Genomic DNA, 16,163 nt, shown 5'->3' with positions numbered 1-16,163 from the left:
TCCGCACAACAAATAGCATTACTGCAGCAGCGAGATATCCGCGACCTGCAGGAACAGCTCACGCAGTTTTGACAGCAGCGTCAGGCGATTGACCCGCACTGCCTGATCGTCGGCGTTCACCATCACTTTGTCGAAGAAGTTGTCTACCGCGGTACGCAGTTGTGCCAGTTCGACCAGCGCATCCTGATAGCGGCCTTCAGCAAAGTAAGGCTGCAGCTTGCTGCTCAGCGCGGTGACAAAGGTCGCCAGCTGGATCTCTTCGTTCTCTTTCAGCAGCGACGCCTGCACGCTCTCATTCAGCGTTTCAGTCGATTTTGCCAGAATGTTAGAGACGCGCTTGTTCGCCGCCGCCAGTGCTGCGGCGGCCTCCAGCGTACGGAAGTGCGACACCGCTTTCATGCGTGCATCAAAGTCAGCCGGACGGGTCGGACGACGCGCCAGAACCGCCTGCAGCGTGTCGATGCTGTGACCCTCTTCCTGATACCAGGCGCGGAAGCGACCCAGCATAAAGTCGATCACATCATCCACCACGCGGGCGTTGCTCAGCTTGCTGCCATACAGGCGCACCGCTTCTTCGGTCAGCGTCTGCAGGTCGAGCGGCAGGTTCTTCTCAACGATGATACGCAGTACGCCCAGCGCCGCACGACGCAGTGCGAATGGATCTTTGTCGCCTTTTGGATGCTGACCAATGCCGAAAATACCGGCCAGCGTATCCATTTTATCGGCAATCGCCAGCGCACAGGCGACCGGGCTGGATGGCAGATCGTCACCGGCAAAGCGCGGCTGATACTGCTCGTTCAGCGCCACCGCCACATCTTCGGCTTCGCCGTCGTGACGCGCGTAGTGCATGCCCATCACGCCCTGGGTGTCGGTGAACTCGAAGACCATGTTGGTCATCAGGTCACACTTCGACAGCAGGCCCGCGCGGGTGGCGTGATTCACATCGGCACCAATCTCACCGGCAATCCAGCCCGCCAGGGCCTGAATGCGATCGGTTTTATCGCGCAGCGTGCCCAGCTCTTTCTGGAACAGCACCGTCTCCAGACGCGGCAGATTATCTTCCAGACGCTTTTTGCGGTCGGTATTAAAGAAGAATTCCGCATCGGCCAGGCGTGGACGCACTACTTTCTCGTTGCCGGAGATAATCTGGCGCGGATCGCTGGACTCAATGTTGGTGACGAAAATGAAGTTCGGCATCAGGTTGCCGTCATTGTCATACACCGGGAAATATTTCTGATCGCCTTTCATGGTGTAGACCAGCGCTTCCGCAGGCACCTTGAGGAATTTCTCTTCAAAGGTTGCGGTCAGAACCACCGGCCACTCCACCAGCGACGTTACCTCTTCCAGCAGGCTGTCGCTGATATCGGCGTTACCGCCTAAGCGGCGTGCGGCCGCTTCTGCATCGGCTTTGATCATCGCTTTGCGGACCTGATAGTCAGCAATGACCTGGCCGCGTTTTTCCAGCACATCAGGATAGTGATCGGCACTTTCGAGCGTGATTTCGCTTTCACCCATAAAGCGGTGACCACGGATAATCCGGTCTGAGGCGATGCCCAGAATGGTGCCAGGGATCAGCTCATCGCCCAGCAGCATCGTCACGGTGTGCACCGGACGAACGAACTGTACATCGCTGTCGCCCCAGCGCATCAGTTTTGGCACTGGCAGCTTGCTGAGTGCAGTCGCAATCATCGCTGGCAGCAGCGCCTGGGCTGCTTCGCCTTTCACCTGGGCACGATAAACCAGCCATTCGCCTTTATCGGTGGCGAGGCGTTCCGCCTGATCGACCGTAATGCCGTTACCCCGCGCCCAGCCTTCAGCGGCTTTGGTGGCGTTGCCGTCTGCGTCAAATGCCGCAGCGACCGCCGGACCGCGCTTCTCCACTTCCCGATCGGGTTGTGAGGCGCTCAGATTGGCAACTTTCAGCGCCAGACGACGCGGTGCAGCAAACCAGCTGACTTCGCCGTGGCTCAGGTTGGCAGCATCCAGTTCAGCGGTGACCTGCGCGGCAAAGGCTTCTGCCAGGCTGCGCAGGGCTTTTGGTGGCAGCTCTTCGGTGCCGATCTCCACCAGGAAGGTTTGTTCAGTCATGGCTGCCTCTTACTTTTTGTTATTGCACATCGGGAAGCCCATTGCCTCGCGAGAGGCGTAGTAAGCTTCAGCCACGGCTTTGGTCAGGGTGCGAATGCGCAGGATATAGCGCTGACGCTCCGTTACCGAGATCGCTTTGCGGGCATCCAGCAGGTTAAAGCTGTGCGCCGCTTTCAGAATGCGTTCGTAGGCGGGCAGTGGCAGCGGTTTTTCCAGCGCCAGCAGATGCTGAGCCTCTTTCTCGTACTGCTCGAAGCAGGTAAAGAGGAAGTCGACGTCGGCGTATTCGAAGTTATAGGTGGATTGCTCCACTTCGTTCTGATGGAACACGTCGCCGTAGGTGGTTTTGCCCAGCGGACCGTCGCTCCAGACCAGATCGTAAACGCTGTCGACGCCCTGGATATACATCGCCAGACGCTCCAGGCCGTAGGTGATCTCACCGGTCACCGGCTTACACTCCAGGCCGCCAACCTGCTGGAAGTAGGTGAACTGCGTCACTTCCATGCCGTTGAGCCACACTTCCCAGCCGAGTCCCCAGGCACCCAGCGTCGGGTTTTCCCAGTTATCTTCCACAAAGCGAATGTCATGCACCGTCGGATCCATACCCAGCTCTTTCAGCGAACCGAGATAGAGCTCCTGAATGTTGTCCGGTGACGGTTTGATGATGACCTGAAACTGGTAATAGTGCTGCAGACGGTTCGGGTTTTCACCGTAGCGGCCATCGGTAGGACGGCGGGATGGCTGCACATAAGCGGCGGCGATCGGCTCCGGGCCGAGTGCGCGCAGGCAGGTCATCGGGTGTGAAGTGCCAGCGCCCACTTCCATGTCCAGCGGTTGGACAATGGTGCAGCCCTGACGCGCCCAGTAATCCTGCAAGGTCAGGATCAGCCCCTGAAAGGTTTTGGTATCAAACTTTTGCATGTTGAGTGTGCACGCGCTTCGGTTAGATTAAAAAAAGAGGCCGACAGTATACCCTTTGACCGCGCGATGTGCAGCCGTAAATCCCGGACGGTTCCGGCGCGTTTTCACGGTAATTTCGGGGGCCGGCATACAGATGGCTCCGAATCCTGCTGGCAGCAGTTGTTGCTCTGGTCGCATTTGACTACCCTTTTGCGCACGGAGCTATGCGCAAGAGGACGCCATGCCGCAAAAGATTTACTGGATCGACAATTTACGCGCGGTTGCCTGCCTGATGGTGATCGTGATTCACACTACTACCTGGTACATCACTGGCCCAATGGCGGTAACGGGTACTACCTGGGATGTGGCGAATTTGCTGAACTCCGCATCACGCGTCTGTGTTCCGCTGTTCTTTATGATCTCCGGCTATCTGTTCTTCGGCGAACGCAGCGCCCAGCCGCGCCATATGCTCCGGCTGGTGCTCTGTCTTCTGTTTTACAGCGCGGTCTCGCTGGCCTACATCACCTGGCTGACGCCCATCAGCGAAGGACGGTCGATCCTGAAGATGCTGCAGAAGCCGGTGTTTTATCACCTCTGGTTCTTCTTTGCGCTGATTGGCATCTATCTGATGTCGCCACTGATTCAGGTGAAAACCGTGCAGGCGCGCTATGTGGCGCTGCTGGTGCTGGTGCTGGCGGTGCTCGCTAACCCCAATACGGCCAGCCAGTCGCTGGGCCCGTTCCATTTTCTGCCGGTGAATCTCTATGTCAGCGGCGACAGCATCTACTACCTGCTCTATGCGCTGCTGGGACGGGCTATCGGCAGCATGGAGACCAGCCGCCGCAGGCTGACGCCGCTGGCGGCCGGGCTGTTTATCGCCTGCGTAATTGGCATTACGTTAGGGACGAAAAAGGCGCTGATCGTCAACGGCGCGTTTAACGATACCTGGTATCTCTACTGCGGACCACTGGTGTTTATCGCGGCCATTAGCCTGCTGATTGTGTTTAAAAACAGCCTGAATCAGCGCACGCTGCCCGGTTTTACGGTGATTGCACGCTATTCACTGCCAATCTACGGTTTTCACGCGCTGTTCATTCACTATCTGCGTACGCATCACTACGATGATATGTCGCGTCCGTGGCTCGACCTGCCCTGGGTGTTCGGGCTGACGCTGGGCGGCAGTCTGCTGCTGGGGATGGCGCTGAAAAAGGTCGATACCCGTCACTTCGTCAGTTGATCGGCTTCGCGCTGGCGGGCGCGTCGTAGCTGACGCGCCGATGAAAACCCCGCCGCCAGCGCCGCTTTTTCGGCCGATTCACCCTGCTGCTGACGCTGGCGCGCCACGCCAACCCGCAGCTGCTCATGGTATTCCCGCACGCTGATCCCCAGATGCTGACGAAACAGCCGCGCCAGATGGCGGCTGCTGACGTGGGTGCGCCCTGCCAGCTCGGTCAGCGTCCAGCCGTGTTCAGGATGGGCAATCATCAGATCCTGTGCCCGATGAATGGCCGGATGCATATGATTGCGGTAACGCAGCCAGGGTGAAAGCTGCGGATCGTCCCCGGCGCGGCGGAACCAGACCACCATTTCCCGCGCCACCGCCAGCGCGGTAGGCGTATCGCAGAGCTGATTCACCAGATGCAGCGCCAGATCGATGCCCGCCGTGATGCCCGCGCTGGTCCAGATATTCTCATGCCCGACAAACACCCGATTCTCCTGCACCCGTGCGCGCGGGGCGGCTGCTTTCAGGCGGGCGATCACATCATGATGGGTGGTGCAAAGCACGTCATCCAGCATGCCTGCCTGCGCCGCCAGTAGTGCCCCCGAGCAGACGCAGACCAGCATAAAGGTCTGCGCGCGCAACGCGGCGTGCTGGCGCATCAGCCAGTCGCGTGCTTCTGCGGCTTGCTGTGTGGAATAACAGATCTGCGAGTCAAAGACGCCCGGCACCACCAGCAGGCTCCCGGCGGGCAACTGTTCCGGTAAAGGTTCGATGCCGCCAATGGTCATGCCGGTGGAGCAGACCACCTCCGGCTGCGGGCCGATGTAGCGCAGCGTAAAGCGATCGCCCGCCAGCTTCAGCGTCTCGGCCGGGCCGGTCAGATCCAGCGCCATCACGCCAGGCAGAGTTAAAAACCAGACGGTATGCGTCATGCTGGCTCGCTACACCAGATCCCAGCCGCGGGCGCGCCACAACGCAGGCAGCTGCGCCATGTCGTCGAAGCGCGTCACCAGCGGATGGTCCAGTTCAGGGTTGTGCGGGTCAGCGCAGTAGTAGTAAACCGGAATGCCGGCGGCGATACCGGCGCGGGCACCCGCTTCGGAGTCATCCACCAGAATGCAGCGCTCAATCGGCACCTGCATCTGTTCCGCCGCGTGATACATCAGCTCCGGATCGGGCTTCCAGTGCAGAATGTCATAGCCGCTATAAAGGTGCTCCTCAAACAGCGGCAGCATGCCGGTTAAGCCCAGCGAGTGCTGCATCTTTTTTACCGTCCCGTTTGAGACCACGCACATCGGCACTTTGATCTGCTCAACCAGCGCTTTTGCGCCTGAGATCGGCTGCAGTTGCTGATCGAACAGTCGCGCGACTTCTGCGCGATAGGCGGTTTCCACCTCTTCCATCGGCAGCGTCACCTGATGCGCGTCGCCCACGTCACGAATGATGTCGTAGAGTTTGACGCCCTTATACTTTTCAAACATCTGCTGCAGCGACAGCTCGAGACCATAACGGGCAAAGGTGTTGACGTAGGCCTGGGTGCAGAGCAACTCACTGTCCACCAGCGTGCCATCGCAATCAAAAAAGACGCATTCAACTGACATCAGACTCTATCCTTCGATTCAGGGGTGTGCTCCACACTCTACCGCACTCAGCGCAGATTGCGAGACTGGCAATCGGTTGCGAAAAATCATTGTATTGCCCCGGTAAAATCGCCAGGATACGCGCCGATGATTTTTTCTTCTGGATGGATGGCATGAGCAAGCAAGGCGTTTTGCAGCGCATCTTCAGGCTGCAGGAACATGGCACCACGGTGCGCACCGAAGTGATCGCGGGTATCACCACCTTTCTGACGATGGTCTATATCGTCTTCGTCAACCCGCAGATCCTCGGCGTCGCCGGCATGGATACCCAGGCGGTGTTTGTGACCACCTGTCTGATTGCCGCCTTCGGCAGCATTCTGATGGGGCTGTTTGCCAATCTGCCGGTGGCGCTGGCCCCCGCCATGGGCCTGAACGCCTTCTTCGCCTTTGTGGTGGTCGGGGCGATGGGCTATTCATGGCAGGTCGGTATGGGCGCGATCTTCTGGGGTGCGGTCGGTCTGCTGATCCTGACGCTGCTGCGGGTTCGCTACTGGATGATTGCCAATATCCCGCTGAGCCTGCGCGTTGGCATTACCGCCGGTATCGGCCTGTTTATCGCCATGATGGGGCTGAAGAACGCCGGTATTATCGTGCCAAATCCCGATACCCTGGTGGCGGTGGGCAACCTGACCTCGCACAGCGTGCTGCTGGGTGCGCTGGGCTTCTTTATTATCGCTATTCTGGCATCACGTAATATCCACGCGGCGGTGCTGATCTCAATGGTGATCACCACCGGTATTGGCTGGATGCTGGGCGACGTGAAGTTTGTCGGTCTGTTTTCAGCGCCGCCGTCGATTACGTCGGTGGTGGGTCAGGTCGATATCAAAGGTGCGTTTAACATTGGCATGGCGGGCGTCATCTTCTCCTTTATGCTGGTCAATCTGTTCGACTCGTCCGGCACGCTGATCGGCGTCACCGATAAAGCGGGACTGACCGATGAAACCGGCACCTTCCCGCGGATGCAGCAGGCGCTTTATGTCGACAGCATCAGTTCGGTAAGTGGCGCGCTGGCGGGCACCTCATCGGTGACCGCCTATATCGAGAGCACCTCAGGCGTGGCGATTGGTGGCCGTACCGGCCTGATGGCTGTGGTGACCGGCCTGCTGTTCCTGCTGGTGACCTTCCTGTCACCACTGGCCGCGATGGTGCCCTCCTACGCTGCCGCGGGCGCACTGATTTATGTGGGCGTATTGATGACGGCCAGCCTGTCGCGCGTGCGCTGGGACGATCTGACCGAAGCGGTTCCGGCGTTTGTGACCGCCGCCATGATGCCGTTCAGCTTTTCCATCACCGAAGGGATTGCGCTGGGATTCATTGCTTACTGTGTCATGAAGCTGGGCACCGGCCGCTGGCGTGAGATCAGCCCCTGCGTGGTGATTGTTGCGCTACTGTTTGTGCTGAAGATTGTCTTTATCGACGCGCATTAAGCGCAGTCAGAGCCGCAACCCACCGGTTGCGGCTTTTTACATTTCAGGATGCAGATTGCGCTCGCTGGGCAGACTGGTCAGCCGCAGGGCATGAGGCCCGATGTTGGGTTTACCCATCTCAATTTCACGTAATGCACGCCATTCAAAGTCGTTATCCATCTCCCACAGGTACAGCCGCTGTGTCGCAGACGAAAGCGCACACGACCAGACCAGCATGGGTTCCGCATCACACACCACCTGAATGTCAGGATAGAGTGACGATCGCAGCCGACCGGCACCTGGCAGCAGCCGCAGCGAATCCAGTCCGCGATCGCCTTCTCCCGTCAGCTTGAGAATGCTCTGGCGTAACGTCCAGATCTGCGTCACCGCTTCCATGGCATCCTGCTGGGCATTAATCCAGGCGATTTCGCCCGACGTTAATCCCTGAATCAGCTGTGCCTGAGTCTGACGGCTCCGCGCATGCACGATCTCCATATCCAGACCGGCACGTCCCCCCTCTTCAGCCAGCAGTACACCCACCGTATTGCCCGCATAGGCAATGCTGAAATCGGGCAGATCGCTGTCAGCAAACACGGGACGTCCGTTGCTCTGGATAATCAGGCGTGGCAGCTCTTGAATGCCATAAACGCGCAGCATCAGCTGTGCCAGCAGGGTTCGCGCGGCAAGGAAACGTCCACGGCGTTTGTCAGCGAACTGCTGTGCCGTGTCGGTAATCGCCTGGGGAATGCACATCTCTTTAGCCGGGAAGCCGGGATCGCCCGTCCAGCGTACAAAATGACCAGCCATCTGTCGCTCCGTGAAAATGGTCAGATAATCATCAGAAACATTGTAGGAATTTTCTTACCTTTATGCACCTGGCAACGCACAGATTGGGGTAAATTCGGAATAGGATGAGCAGAGTCGCGGGGATCGACCAGAGATAAGCGTCGCGATTCGACTCGCGACGCGGGCCGCATCAGGCGAAGCGGCTTGCCTGCTCAAAACTCAGACGCGGCAGGCGCGGATGCAGTTTTGATGCCTCACCGTAACCGAGGTTAATCAGCAGGTTAACCTGATACTGACCGTCGGGGAAAAAGGCGTCATTGACTTTGGCCGGATCGAAACCGGACATCGGACCGGCATCCAGACCCAGCGAACGGGCTGCCAGGATGAGGTAACCCGCCTGCAGGCTGCTGTTACGGAAAGCGGTCTCTTTCGCCGCTTCGGGGCTGCCGGTAAACCAGCTGCGCGCATCTGCATGCGGGAACAGCGCTGGCAGCTGCTCATAGAACTCACGGTCCCAGGCCACGATCACCGTAACCGGCGCGCTCATGGTTTTGTCCAGATTGCCGGACGAGAGGGCCGGTTTCAGCTTCTCTTTTCCTTCCGCCGAGGTGATGAAAACAAAACGTGCAGGCAGGCAGTTCGCCGAGGTTGGACCCAGCGCCGTTAAGGTATAAAGCTGTTCCAGCAGGGCGTTATCGACCGGCTTATCCTGCCAGTAACTGTGGGTGCGGGCGTCATTAAACAGCGTATCCAGTGCGGCAGTGTCGAGCGGTGTACTCATGCAACTCTCCTTTCTCAGACAAAAAGTTCGCCTGACGGTGTTCACGTAGTGGGTTTGCGTCCGGCCCGACACGGCGGGATGAGGCGGGGTTCACTCACCGCGATCATAGCCGCACGTCAGATCGGCGCATCTACCGTTATACGACAACGTGATGCCGCCGCAAAATAACATATCAGCAAGAATCAACGCAGAGGCGGGAATAACAGGGGAGGCAGTGAGACAGGAAATCTGGCCTGACAGCGCGATGCCGCCAGGCCCGGAAAGCTATTTACCGATACAGAAACTGGAGAAGATACGGCCCAGCAGATCGTCAGAGGTGAATTCACCGGTGATCTCGCTTAACGCCTGCTGAGCAACACGCAGCTCCTCCGCCAGTAACTCACCGGCCCGGGCACCGAGCAGTTGCGCTTTCCCCTGCTGTAAGTGTGTGGCCGCCAGCTCCAGCGCCTGCAGATGGCGACGACGTGCCAGGAAGCCCCCTTCCATGTTGCCCGCGAAGCCCATGCTCTGCTTCAGGTGATCCCGCAGCGCATCGACGCCCTCGCTGGTGCGTGCTGACAGGCGAATCAGTGAGTGACCATTTACTTCTGTCAGGCCTAAAGGCTCTCCGGTGACATCCGCCTTGTTGCGGACCACGGTAATCGGCAGTTCCGGCGGCAGACGGGAGACAAAATCGGGCCAGATAGCCGCCGCTTCGGTGGCATCGGTGGTGGTGCCATCTACCATAAACAGCACGCGATCCGCCTGTTCAATCTCCTGCCAGGCGCGCTCAATCCCGATGCGCTCCACTTCGTCGCTGGCTTCACGCAGACCGGCGGTGTCGATGATATGCAGCGGCATGCCATCAATATGAATATGCTCACGCAGTACGTCACGGGTGGTGCCTGCGATATCCGTGACGATGGCGGCTTCACGGCCCGCCAGCGCATTCAGCAGGCTCGATTTGCCCGCATTAGGCCGGCCCGCAATCACCACTTTCATCCCTTCACGCAGCAGGCTGCCCTGACGCGCTTCGGCACGGACCGCATCCAGGTCCCCAATCACCGTGTTCAACTGCGCTTCGATTCGGCCGTCAGAGAGGAAGTCGATCTCCTCATCCGGGAAGTCGATAGCGGCTTCGACATAGATGCGCAGGTGAGTGAGTGCTTCCACAAGATGATTGATACGGGTGGAGAAAACGCCCTGCAGGGAGTTCACTGCCGAACGTGCCGCCTGCTCAGAGCTGGCATCAATCAGGTCAGCAATCGCTTCAGCCTGCGCCAGATCGAGCTTGTCGTTCAGAAAAGCACGCTCAGAGAACTCTCCCGGCTGAGCGATACGCACGCCCGGCAGCGCCACGATGCGCTTCAGCAGCAGATCGAGAATTACCGGGCCGCCGTGGCCCTGCAGCTCCAGCACATCTTCGCCGGTAAAGGAATTTGGGCCAGGAAACCACAGCGCAATGCCCTGATCCAGCACGCTGCCGTCGCTGTCAGTGAACGGCAGGTAATCGGCATATCGTGGCTTAGGCAGTTTGCCCAGCAGCTGGCGGGCGACCTCTGCCGCCTGCGCGCCAGAGACGCGCAGAATGCCTACGCCGCCGCGTCCGGGCGGTGTTGCCTGGGCAACAATGGTATCGCTGTGGCTCATAAATTTTCTCTCGCTACAAAAAACACAGGCGGTCGCTTTGACCGCCTGAGAATAGACTATTTTAGGGCGGGATGGCTCCCGCGCTGGATCGCTTACGCTTTCTTCTTGTCGCGGCTATGCAGACCACGTTTTTCCAGGCCGCGATAAATCAGCTGCTGCTGGAGAATGGTGACCAGGTTGCTGACGATGTAGTACAGCACCAGACCTGACGGGAACCACAGGAAGAACACGGTGAAGATCACCGGCATGTAAGTCATGATCTTCTGCTGCATCGGATCGGTCACGGTGGTCGGTGACATCTTCTGAATGAAGAACATGGTGATGCCCATCAGAATCGGCAGGATGTAGTACGGGTCCTGCGCTGACAGGTCATGGATCCACAGAATGAATGGCGCATGACGCAGTTCAACCGAGCCTGACAGCATATAGTAGAGCGCCAGGAAGATTGGCATCTGAATCACCAGCGGCAGACAGCCACCCAGCGGATTCACTTTCTCTGCTTTATACAGCGCCATCATTTCCTGGCTCTGCTTCTGCTTGTCATCACCCAGACGCTCACGCATCGCCTGAATTTTCGGCTGCAGCATGCGCATCTTAGCCATCGAGGTGTACTGCGCTTTGGTCAGCGGGTACATGATGCCGCGCACGATGAAGGTGATCACGATAATGGAGAAGCCCCAGTTACCGATGAAGCTGTGGATAAATTTCAGCAGCTTAAACAGCGGCTGAGAGATAAACCACAACCAGCCGTAATCCACGGTCAGATCAAGGTGCGGCGCAATCGCGGCCATCTTGTCCTGAATTTCCGGGCCGACCCACAGCGTTGCACCCAGATTCTGCTGAGCGCCCGCGGCGATGGTGACCGGTGCAGATTTATAGCCAATCGCTGCTACGCCGTTACCCAGGTTGCTGGTGTAAAGGGTGTTGGTGCCTTCAGTACGCGGAACCCATGCAGTCGCAAAGTACTGCTGCAGCATCGCCACCCAGCCATTGCTGGTGGTTGCGTTCAGGTTCTCGTTGTCCGCGATGGTGTCGAATTTATACTTCTCATATTTCGACTCGCTGGTGGAGTAGGCCGCGCCACGGAAGGTGTGCAGAGCAAAGTTGTTGCTGCCGGTATCGCGATGCTTAGGCAGATCAATCGTCTGCTTTAGCTGGCCAAACAGTGACACTTCCAGCGGCTGCTGAGTGGTGTTGTTGACATGATAATCGACATTAACGGCATATTCGCCACGCTTGAAGATGAAGGTTTTGGTGTAAACCACGCCATTTTCAGCGGTATAGGTCATCGGCACACGCAGTTCGGACTGGCCATCAGCCATCTCGAAGTGATCCTGCGCAGTGGTGAACAGCGGACGCGCGCCGTTGTTCGGGTTATCCGGGCCATTACGACCGGTTAAACCACTCTGAGCCTGATAAAGGAACGCTGGCGTTGTTTCAAGCAGCTGGAACGGCTGGTCTGAACCCAGTTTGTCCGGGAAAGTCAGCAGCTGTGCCTGTTCAACATCACCGCCGCGGGTGTTGATATTCAATGACAGGACATCAGTCTTAACGGTGATCGTCTGGCCCTGACCGCTGGCCGGTACACCCTGACTGGCGGTATCACCCGCTACGCTGTTGGTGCCCTGTGTGGTCTGCGTCTGCTGTGGCTGCGGAGCGTGGTCCGTCTGCCAGGCTTGCCAGATCATAAAGGTCACGAACAGAAAAGCGATGAGAAAGAGATTGCGTTGCGAATCCATCGTTAATGTTCTCTGGTATCAAAGGTTTTTGGCGGCACAGGATCGTCACCACCCGGGTTCAAAGGGTGGCATTTTAATACGCGTTTTAATGTCAACCAACTGCCTTTTATCAGGCCGAACCTGCGTAACGCCTCAATTCCGTAATGAGAGCAGGTCGGGTGAAACCGACAGTGTGGTCCCAGTAATGGACTGATACCGCGTTGATAGACGCGTATCAGGACGATCAGGAGCCGCGCGCCAGGCGACAGTGACGACGCCATAATTTCTCCAACGCTTCCGCCAGCATACGGTTATCCAGATCGGCAACCCCCTTCTTCGCGACCACCACGAAGTCCATCGACGGCAGTTCATGTTGACGCAGACGAAAGCTTTCGCGGGTCAATCGCTTGATCCGGTTGCGTTCATGAGCGCGTTTCACATGTTTTTTAGCGACGGTGAGACCGATGCGGGGATGCCCCAGCGCGTTAAGGCGGCCGAGAATAGTAATTTGCGGCGTGCCAGCCCGTTGTGGCTGCTGGAAGACGAAAGTGAAATGAGTGGGAGTTAACAAACGTAACTCCCTGGGAAATGCGAGCTTACCCATCAGGGCTTGCTTTATTACTTAGAAACGGTCAGACGAGAACGGCCTTTAGCACGACGACGTGCCAGAACCTGACGACCATTTTTTGTTGCCATACGAGCACGGAAACCGTGTGAACGGTTGCGCTTCAGTACGGACGGTTGAAAAGTGCGTTTCATGGCGGTTTCTACCTAAACTTGAAAATTTTCACTGGATGACGCGTTTCGGGCCAGTAAATCGACCTACGCCTCAATGTGTCTTTAATAAAGAGGCGGGATTGTAATAATTGTACAGTCCCGAGTCAATTTACTTCGCGTGTTGTTGTGCCTGAAAACCCGCATACAGCCCGCTGAGACCCGACGTTGCGCCTTACAGCATAATGTCGGGTGAAGGATTATACGGGCTCCGTTCCAAAGCGCAAGGATCGTACGGGATCTTATTGCGATCGGCTTGCCGGATCCTGGGGATAAAATGAGATGTCGCCCGAAAATTTAGCGCATTGCGCCAGATCCCTGCTGGTTTTTCCCGCAACTGGCGTAAACTTCTTTGCGCGTCTCAGGCCTGTGGATAAAAAGGATCAAAACTGTGTAGAAAGGGAAGATCTCTGCCTCGCTTTGCGCTATGATCCGCCCTTCCGCTGACGATCCTCCGGTGATTGCAGGACGGGAAACCGCTGATAGCGGTCGCAGGCGCTTTCTTAGCGTCTGTGTCAAAAATGAACGTTTCTTAGAGTAACGCCTACTATTCTTTTCGAATTTGTACGAGTGGAGTCCGCCGTGTCACTTACGCTTTGGCAACAGTGTCTTGCCCGTTTGCAGGATGAGCTTCCTGCCACCGAATTCAGCATGTGGATCCGTCCACTACAGGCTGAGTTAAACGACAATACGCTTGCCTTGTATGCTCCAAATCGCTTCGTACTCGACTGGGTCCGGGACAAATACCTTAACAGTATCAATGCACTGCTGAATGAATTCTGTGGTCCGAACGTGCCTGCACTGCGTTTTGAAGTAGGTACGCGCCCGGTTCAGCAGCCAGCGGCAGCGGTCAGCCAGCCGGTGATGGCCAGCGTCAGCGCGCCCGTCATGCCCGTGCAGAGTCACATCCGTCCGGCCCCGACGCAGATCCTGCGTCCCAGCTGGGATAATGTCCCGGCACCGGCCGACGTCACCTATCGCTCGAATGTGAATAACCGTCATAACTTCGATAACTTCGTCGAAGGTAAATCCAACCAGCTGGCGCGCGCGGCGGCACGTCAGGTGGCGGATAATCCAGGCGGCGCTTACAACCCGCTGTTTCTGTATGGCGGCACCGGTCTCGGTAAAACGCACCTGCTGCATGCGGTAGGCAACGGCATCATTGCCCGTAAACCCAATGCAAAAGTGGTTTACATGCACTCCGAGCGCTTTGTGCAGGATATGGTTAAAGCGCTGCAGAACAACGCGATTGAAGAGTTCAAACGCTATTACCGTTCTGTCGATGCGCTGCTGATCGATGACATTCAGTTCTTTGCGAATAAAGAGCGGTCGCAGGAAGAGTTCTTCCACACCTTTAATGCCTTATTAGAAGGCAATCAGCAGATCATCCTCACCTCGGATCGCTATCCAAAAGAGATCAACGGGGTGGAAGATCGTCTTAAATCACGTTTCGGCTGGGGTTTAACGGTGGCGATCGAGCCGCCTGAGCTGGAAACGCGCGTGGCGATCCTGATGAAAAAAGCAGATGAGAATGACATCCGTCTGCCGGGTGAAGTCGCCTTCTTTATTGCCAAGCGTTTACGCTCTAACGTGCGTGAACTGGAAGGCGCGCTGAATCGCGTGATTGCCAATGCCAACTTTACCGGCCGGGCGATTACCATCGACTTCGTGCGCGAAGCGCTGCGCGATCTGCTGGCGCTGCAGGAAAAGCTGGTCACCATCGATAATATTCAGAAGACCGTGGCTGAGTACTACAAAATTAAGGTGGCGGATCTGCTTTCCAAGCGTCGTTCACGCTCGGTGGCACGTCCGCGCCAGATGGCGATGGCGATGGCGAAAGAGTTGACGAACCACAGCTTGCCAGAAATTGGCGATGCTTTTGGGGGTCGCGACCACACAACGGTGCTTCATGCCTGCCGCAAGATTGAGCAGCTGCGTGAAGAGAGCCACGATATCAAAGAAGATTTCTCTAATCTCATCAGAACATTATCTTCCTGACGCTATGAAATTTATTGTTGAACGTGAGCAGCTGCTGAAGCCGCTGCAGCAAGTAAGTGGCCCGCTGGGCGGTCGTCCGACACTGCCGATCCTTGGAAACCTGCTGCTGCAGGTAACGGAAGGGTCGCTGTTACTGACCGGTACCGATCTGGAAATGGAGATGGTCGCGCGCGTAGCGCTGACGCAGGCGCATGAGCCTGGCTCCACCACCGTGCCAGCGCGCAAATTCCTCGATATCTGTCGCGGATTGCCGGATGGCGCAGAAATTACGCTGGCGCTGGAAGGCGATCGCATGCTGGTTCGCTCTGGCCGCAGCCGTTTTTCGCTGTCGACCCTGCCCGCCAGTGACTTCCCGAATCTGGACGACTGGCAGAGTGAAGTTGAATTCACCCTGCCACAGGCAACGCTGAAACGGCTGATCGAAGCGACGCAGTTCTCGATGGCCCATCAGGATGTGCGTTACTACCTCAACGGCATGATGTTTGAAACCGAAGGGGAAGAGCTGCGCACTGTGGCCACTGATGGTCACCGTCTGGCCGTTTGCTCTATGCCGATTGGTCAGGCGCTGCCGAGTCACTCGGTAATTGTGCCGCGTAAAGGCGTGATTGAGCTGCTGCGTCTGCTGGATGGCGGCGAGAACCCGCTGCAGGTTCAGATTGGCGGCAGCAACATCCGGGCGCACGTCGGTGACTATATCTTCACCTCTAAGCTGGTTGATGGTCGTTTCCCCGATTATCGCCGCGTATTGCCAAAGAATCCCGACAAAGCGCTGGAAGCGGGCTGCGATCTGCTCAAACAGGCGTTTGCCCGTGCGGCGATCCTCTCTAATGAGAAGTTCCGCGGCGTTCGCCTCTATATCACTGAGAATCAGCTGAAGATCACTGCCAATAACCCTGAACAGGAAGAAGCGGAAGAGATGCTGGATGTCAGCTATAACGGCACGGAACTGGAGATTGGCTTCAACGTCAGTTATGTGCTGGATGTGCTGAACGCGCTGAAGTGCGAAAACGTCCGCCTGCTGCTGACGGATTCGGTGTCGAGCGTGCAGATTGAAGATGTAGCAAGTCCCGCAGCGGCCTACGTCGTGATGCCCATGCGCTTGTAGGATATATCGGCCTGGCTTACTTGCCATTCTGCTTCCGGGCAGTGCTCGCCCCTGGTCACATACTTCAGTATGCTCCCAGGGTCTGCGCGCTGGCCTGAACCAGACTGGCGTCGACG

Annotated in this window: 15 protein-coding genes; 4 read left to right on the top strand and 11 right to left on the bottom strand. The window is 57.4% G+C overall.

What is annotated here, in order from left to right:
• Positions 1–18 precede the first annotated feature (18 nt).
• The gene (gene glyS / locus AC6I8C_RS00350; RefSeq protein WP_497821290.1) at positions 19–2,088 is read right to left on the bottom strand and encodes a glycine--tRNA ligase subunit beta; all 2,070 of its coding nucleotides are present in this window, start codon (positions 2,086–2,088) and stop codon (positions 19–21) included.
• Positions 2,089–2,097: 9 nt separating this feature from the next.
• Positions 2,098–3,009 carry a glycine--tRNA ligase subunit alpha gene (gene glyQ / locus AC6I8C_RS00345; RefSeq protein ID WP_003849680.1) on the bottom strand — a complete coding sequence of 304 codons (912 nt, stop codon included), beginning with the start codon at positions 3,007–3,009 and terminating at the stop codon, positions 2,098–2,100.
• Positions 3,010–3,229: 220 nt separating this feature from the next.
• Here glyQ and AC6I8C_RS00340 point away from each other — a divergent pair, with 220 nt between their 5' ends.
• Complete coding sequence (locus AC6I8C_RS00340) at positions 3,230–4,225, top strand: acyltransferase (protein ID WP_497821289.1); 996 nt, start codon at positions 3,230–3,232, stop codon at positions 4,223–4,225.
• Here the strand turns inward: AC6I8C_RS00340 and AC6I8C_RS00335 are convergent.
• Together AC6I8C_RS00335 and yieH are read right to left on the bottom strand one after the other, a co-directional pair.
• Positions 4,210–5,142, bottom strand: coding sequence for a GlxA family transcriptional regulator (locus tag AC6I8C_RS00335; protein WP_497821288.1), 933 nt, complete (start codon positions 5,140–5,142; stop codon positions 4,210–4,212). The two genes, AC6I8C_RS00340 and AC6I8C_RS00335, sit on opposite strands and share 16 nt — an antisense overlap.
• Positions 5,143–5,151: 9 nt before the next feature.
• Positions 5,152–5,811 carry a 6-phosphogluconate phosphatase gene (yieH, locus tag AC6I8C_RS00330; protein WP_013359611.1) on the bottom strand — a complete coding sequence of 220 codons (660 nt, stop codon included), beginning with the start codon at positions 5,809–5,811 and terminating at the stop codon, positions 5,152–5,154.
• Between the two features lie 152 nt (positions 5,812–5,963).
• On the opposite strand from yieH, the gene AC6I8C_RS00325 reads away from it, so the two are divergent.
• Complete coding sequence (locus tag AC6I8C_RS00325) at positions 5,964–7,277, top strand: NCS2 family permease (RefSeq protein WP_033734757.1); 1,314 nt, start codon at positions 5,964–5,966, stop codon at positions 7,275–7,277.
• A 36-nt stretch (positions 7,278–7,313) separates the two neighbouring features.
• Here the strand turns inward: AC6I8C_RS00325 and AC6I8C_RS00320 are convergent, their stop codons facing one another.
• The 7 genes from AC6I8C_RS00320 to rpmH form a co-directional block, all read right to left on the bottom strand.
• Positions 7,314–8,063, bottom strand: a complete 750-nt coding sequence (locus AC6I8C_RS00320) for a 4'-phosphopantetheinyl transferase family protein (RefSeq protein WP_013359609.1) — start codon at positions 8,061–8,063, stop codon at positions 7,314–7,316.
• Between the two features lie 169 nt (positions 8,064–8,232).
• Positions 8,233–8,823 (bottom strand): malonic semialdehyde reductase, encoded by a 591-nt coding sequence (locus AC6I8C_RS00315; protein ID WP_150014540.1) that lies wholly within the window; start codon positions 8,821–8,823, stop codon positions 8,233–8,235.
• A gap of 264 nt (positions 8,824–9,087) precedes the next feature.
• Positions 9,088–10,452 (bottom strand): tRNA uridine-5-carboxymethylaminomethyl(34) synthesis GTPase MnmE, encoded by a 1,365-nt coding sequence (gene mnmE, locus AC6I8C_RS00310; protein ID WP_497821287.1) that lies wholly within the window; start codon positions 10,450–10,452, stop codon positions 9,088–9,090.
• A gap of 92 nt (positions 10,453–10,544) precedes the next feature.
• Positions 10,545–12,191 (bottom strand): membrane protein insertase YidC, encoded by a 1,647-nt coding sequence (gene yidC / locus AC6I8C_RS00305; RefSeq protein WP_013359606.1) that lies wholly within the window; start codon positions 12,189–12,191, stop codon positions 10,545–10,547.
• 2 nt (positions 12,192–12,193) lie between these two features.
• Entirely contained in the window at positions 12,194–12,451 is a 258-nt protein-coding gene (yidD, locus tag AC6I8C_RS00300; RefSeq protein WP_008926397.1) for a membrane protein insertion efficiency factor YidD, read from the bottom strand.
• Positions 12,415–12,774: a ribonuclease P protein component gene (gene rnpA / locus AC6I8C_RS00295; protein WP_008926396.1), complete on the bottom strand. Its 360-nt coding sequence runs from the start codon at positions 12,772–12,774 to the stop codon at positions 12,415–12,417. Before rnpA ends, yidD begins: the two co-directional genes overlap by 37 nt.
• A 14-nt stretch (positions 12,775–12,788) precedes the next feature.
• Positions 12,789–12,929 (bottom strand): 50S ribosomal protein L34, encoded by a 141-nt coding sequence (rpmH, locus tag AC6I8C_RS00290; RefSeq protein ID WP_003849659.1) that lies wholly within the window; start codon positions 12,927–12,929, stop codon positions 12,789–12,791.
• Positions 12,930–13,526: 597 nt separating this feature from the next.
• Between rpmH and dnaA the strand changes: the two genes are divergently transcribed.
• On the top strand, positions 13,527–14,942 hold the full coding sequence (gene dnaA, locus AC6I8C_RS00285; protein ID WP_013359605.1) for a chromosomal replication initiator protein DnaA: 1,416 nt from the start codon (positions 13,527–13,529) through the stop codon (positions 14,940–14,942).
• A gap of 4 nt (positions 14,943–14,946) precedes the next feature.
• Positions 14,947–16,047: a DNA polymerase III subunit beta gene (gene dnaN / locus AC6I8C_RS00280; protein ID WP_033734661.1), complete on the top strand. Its 1,101-nt coding sequence runs from the start codon at positions 14,947–14,949 to the stop codon at positions 16,045–16,047.
• Positions 16,048–16,163 lie beyond the last annotated feature (116 nt).

The organism is Pantoea sp. X-Soil-YNGN-844 (assembly GCF_059730595.1).
Note: the sequence above shows the minus strand (reverse complement) of the source record. Positions and strands in the feature narration are given on the sequence as shown.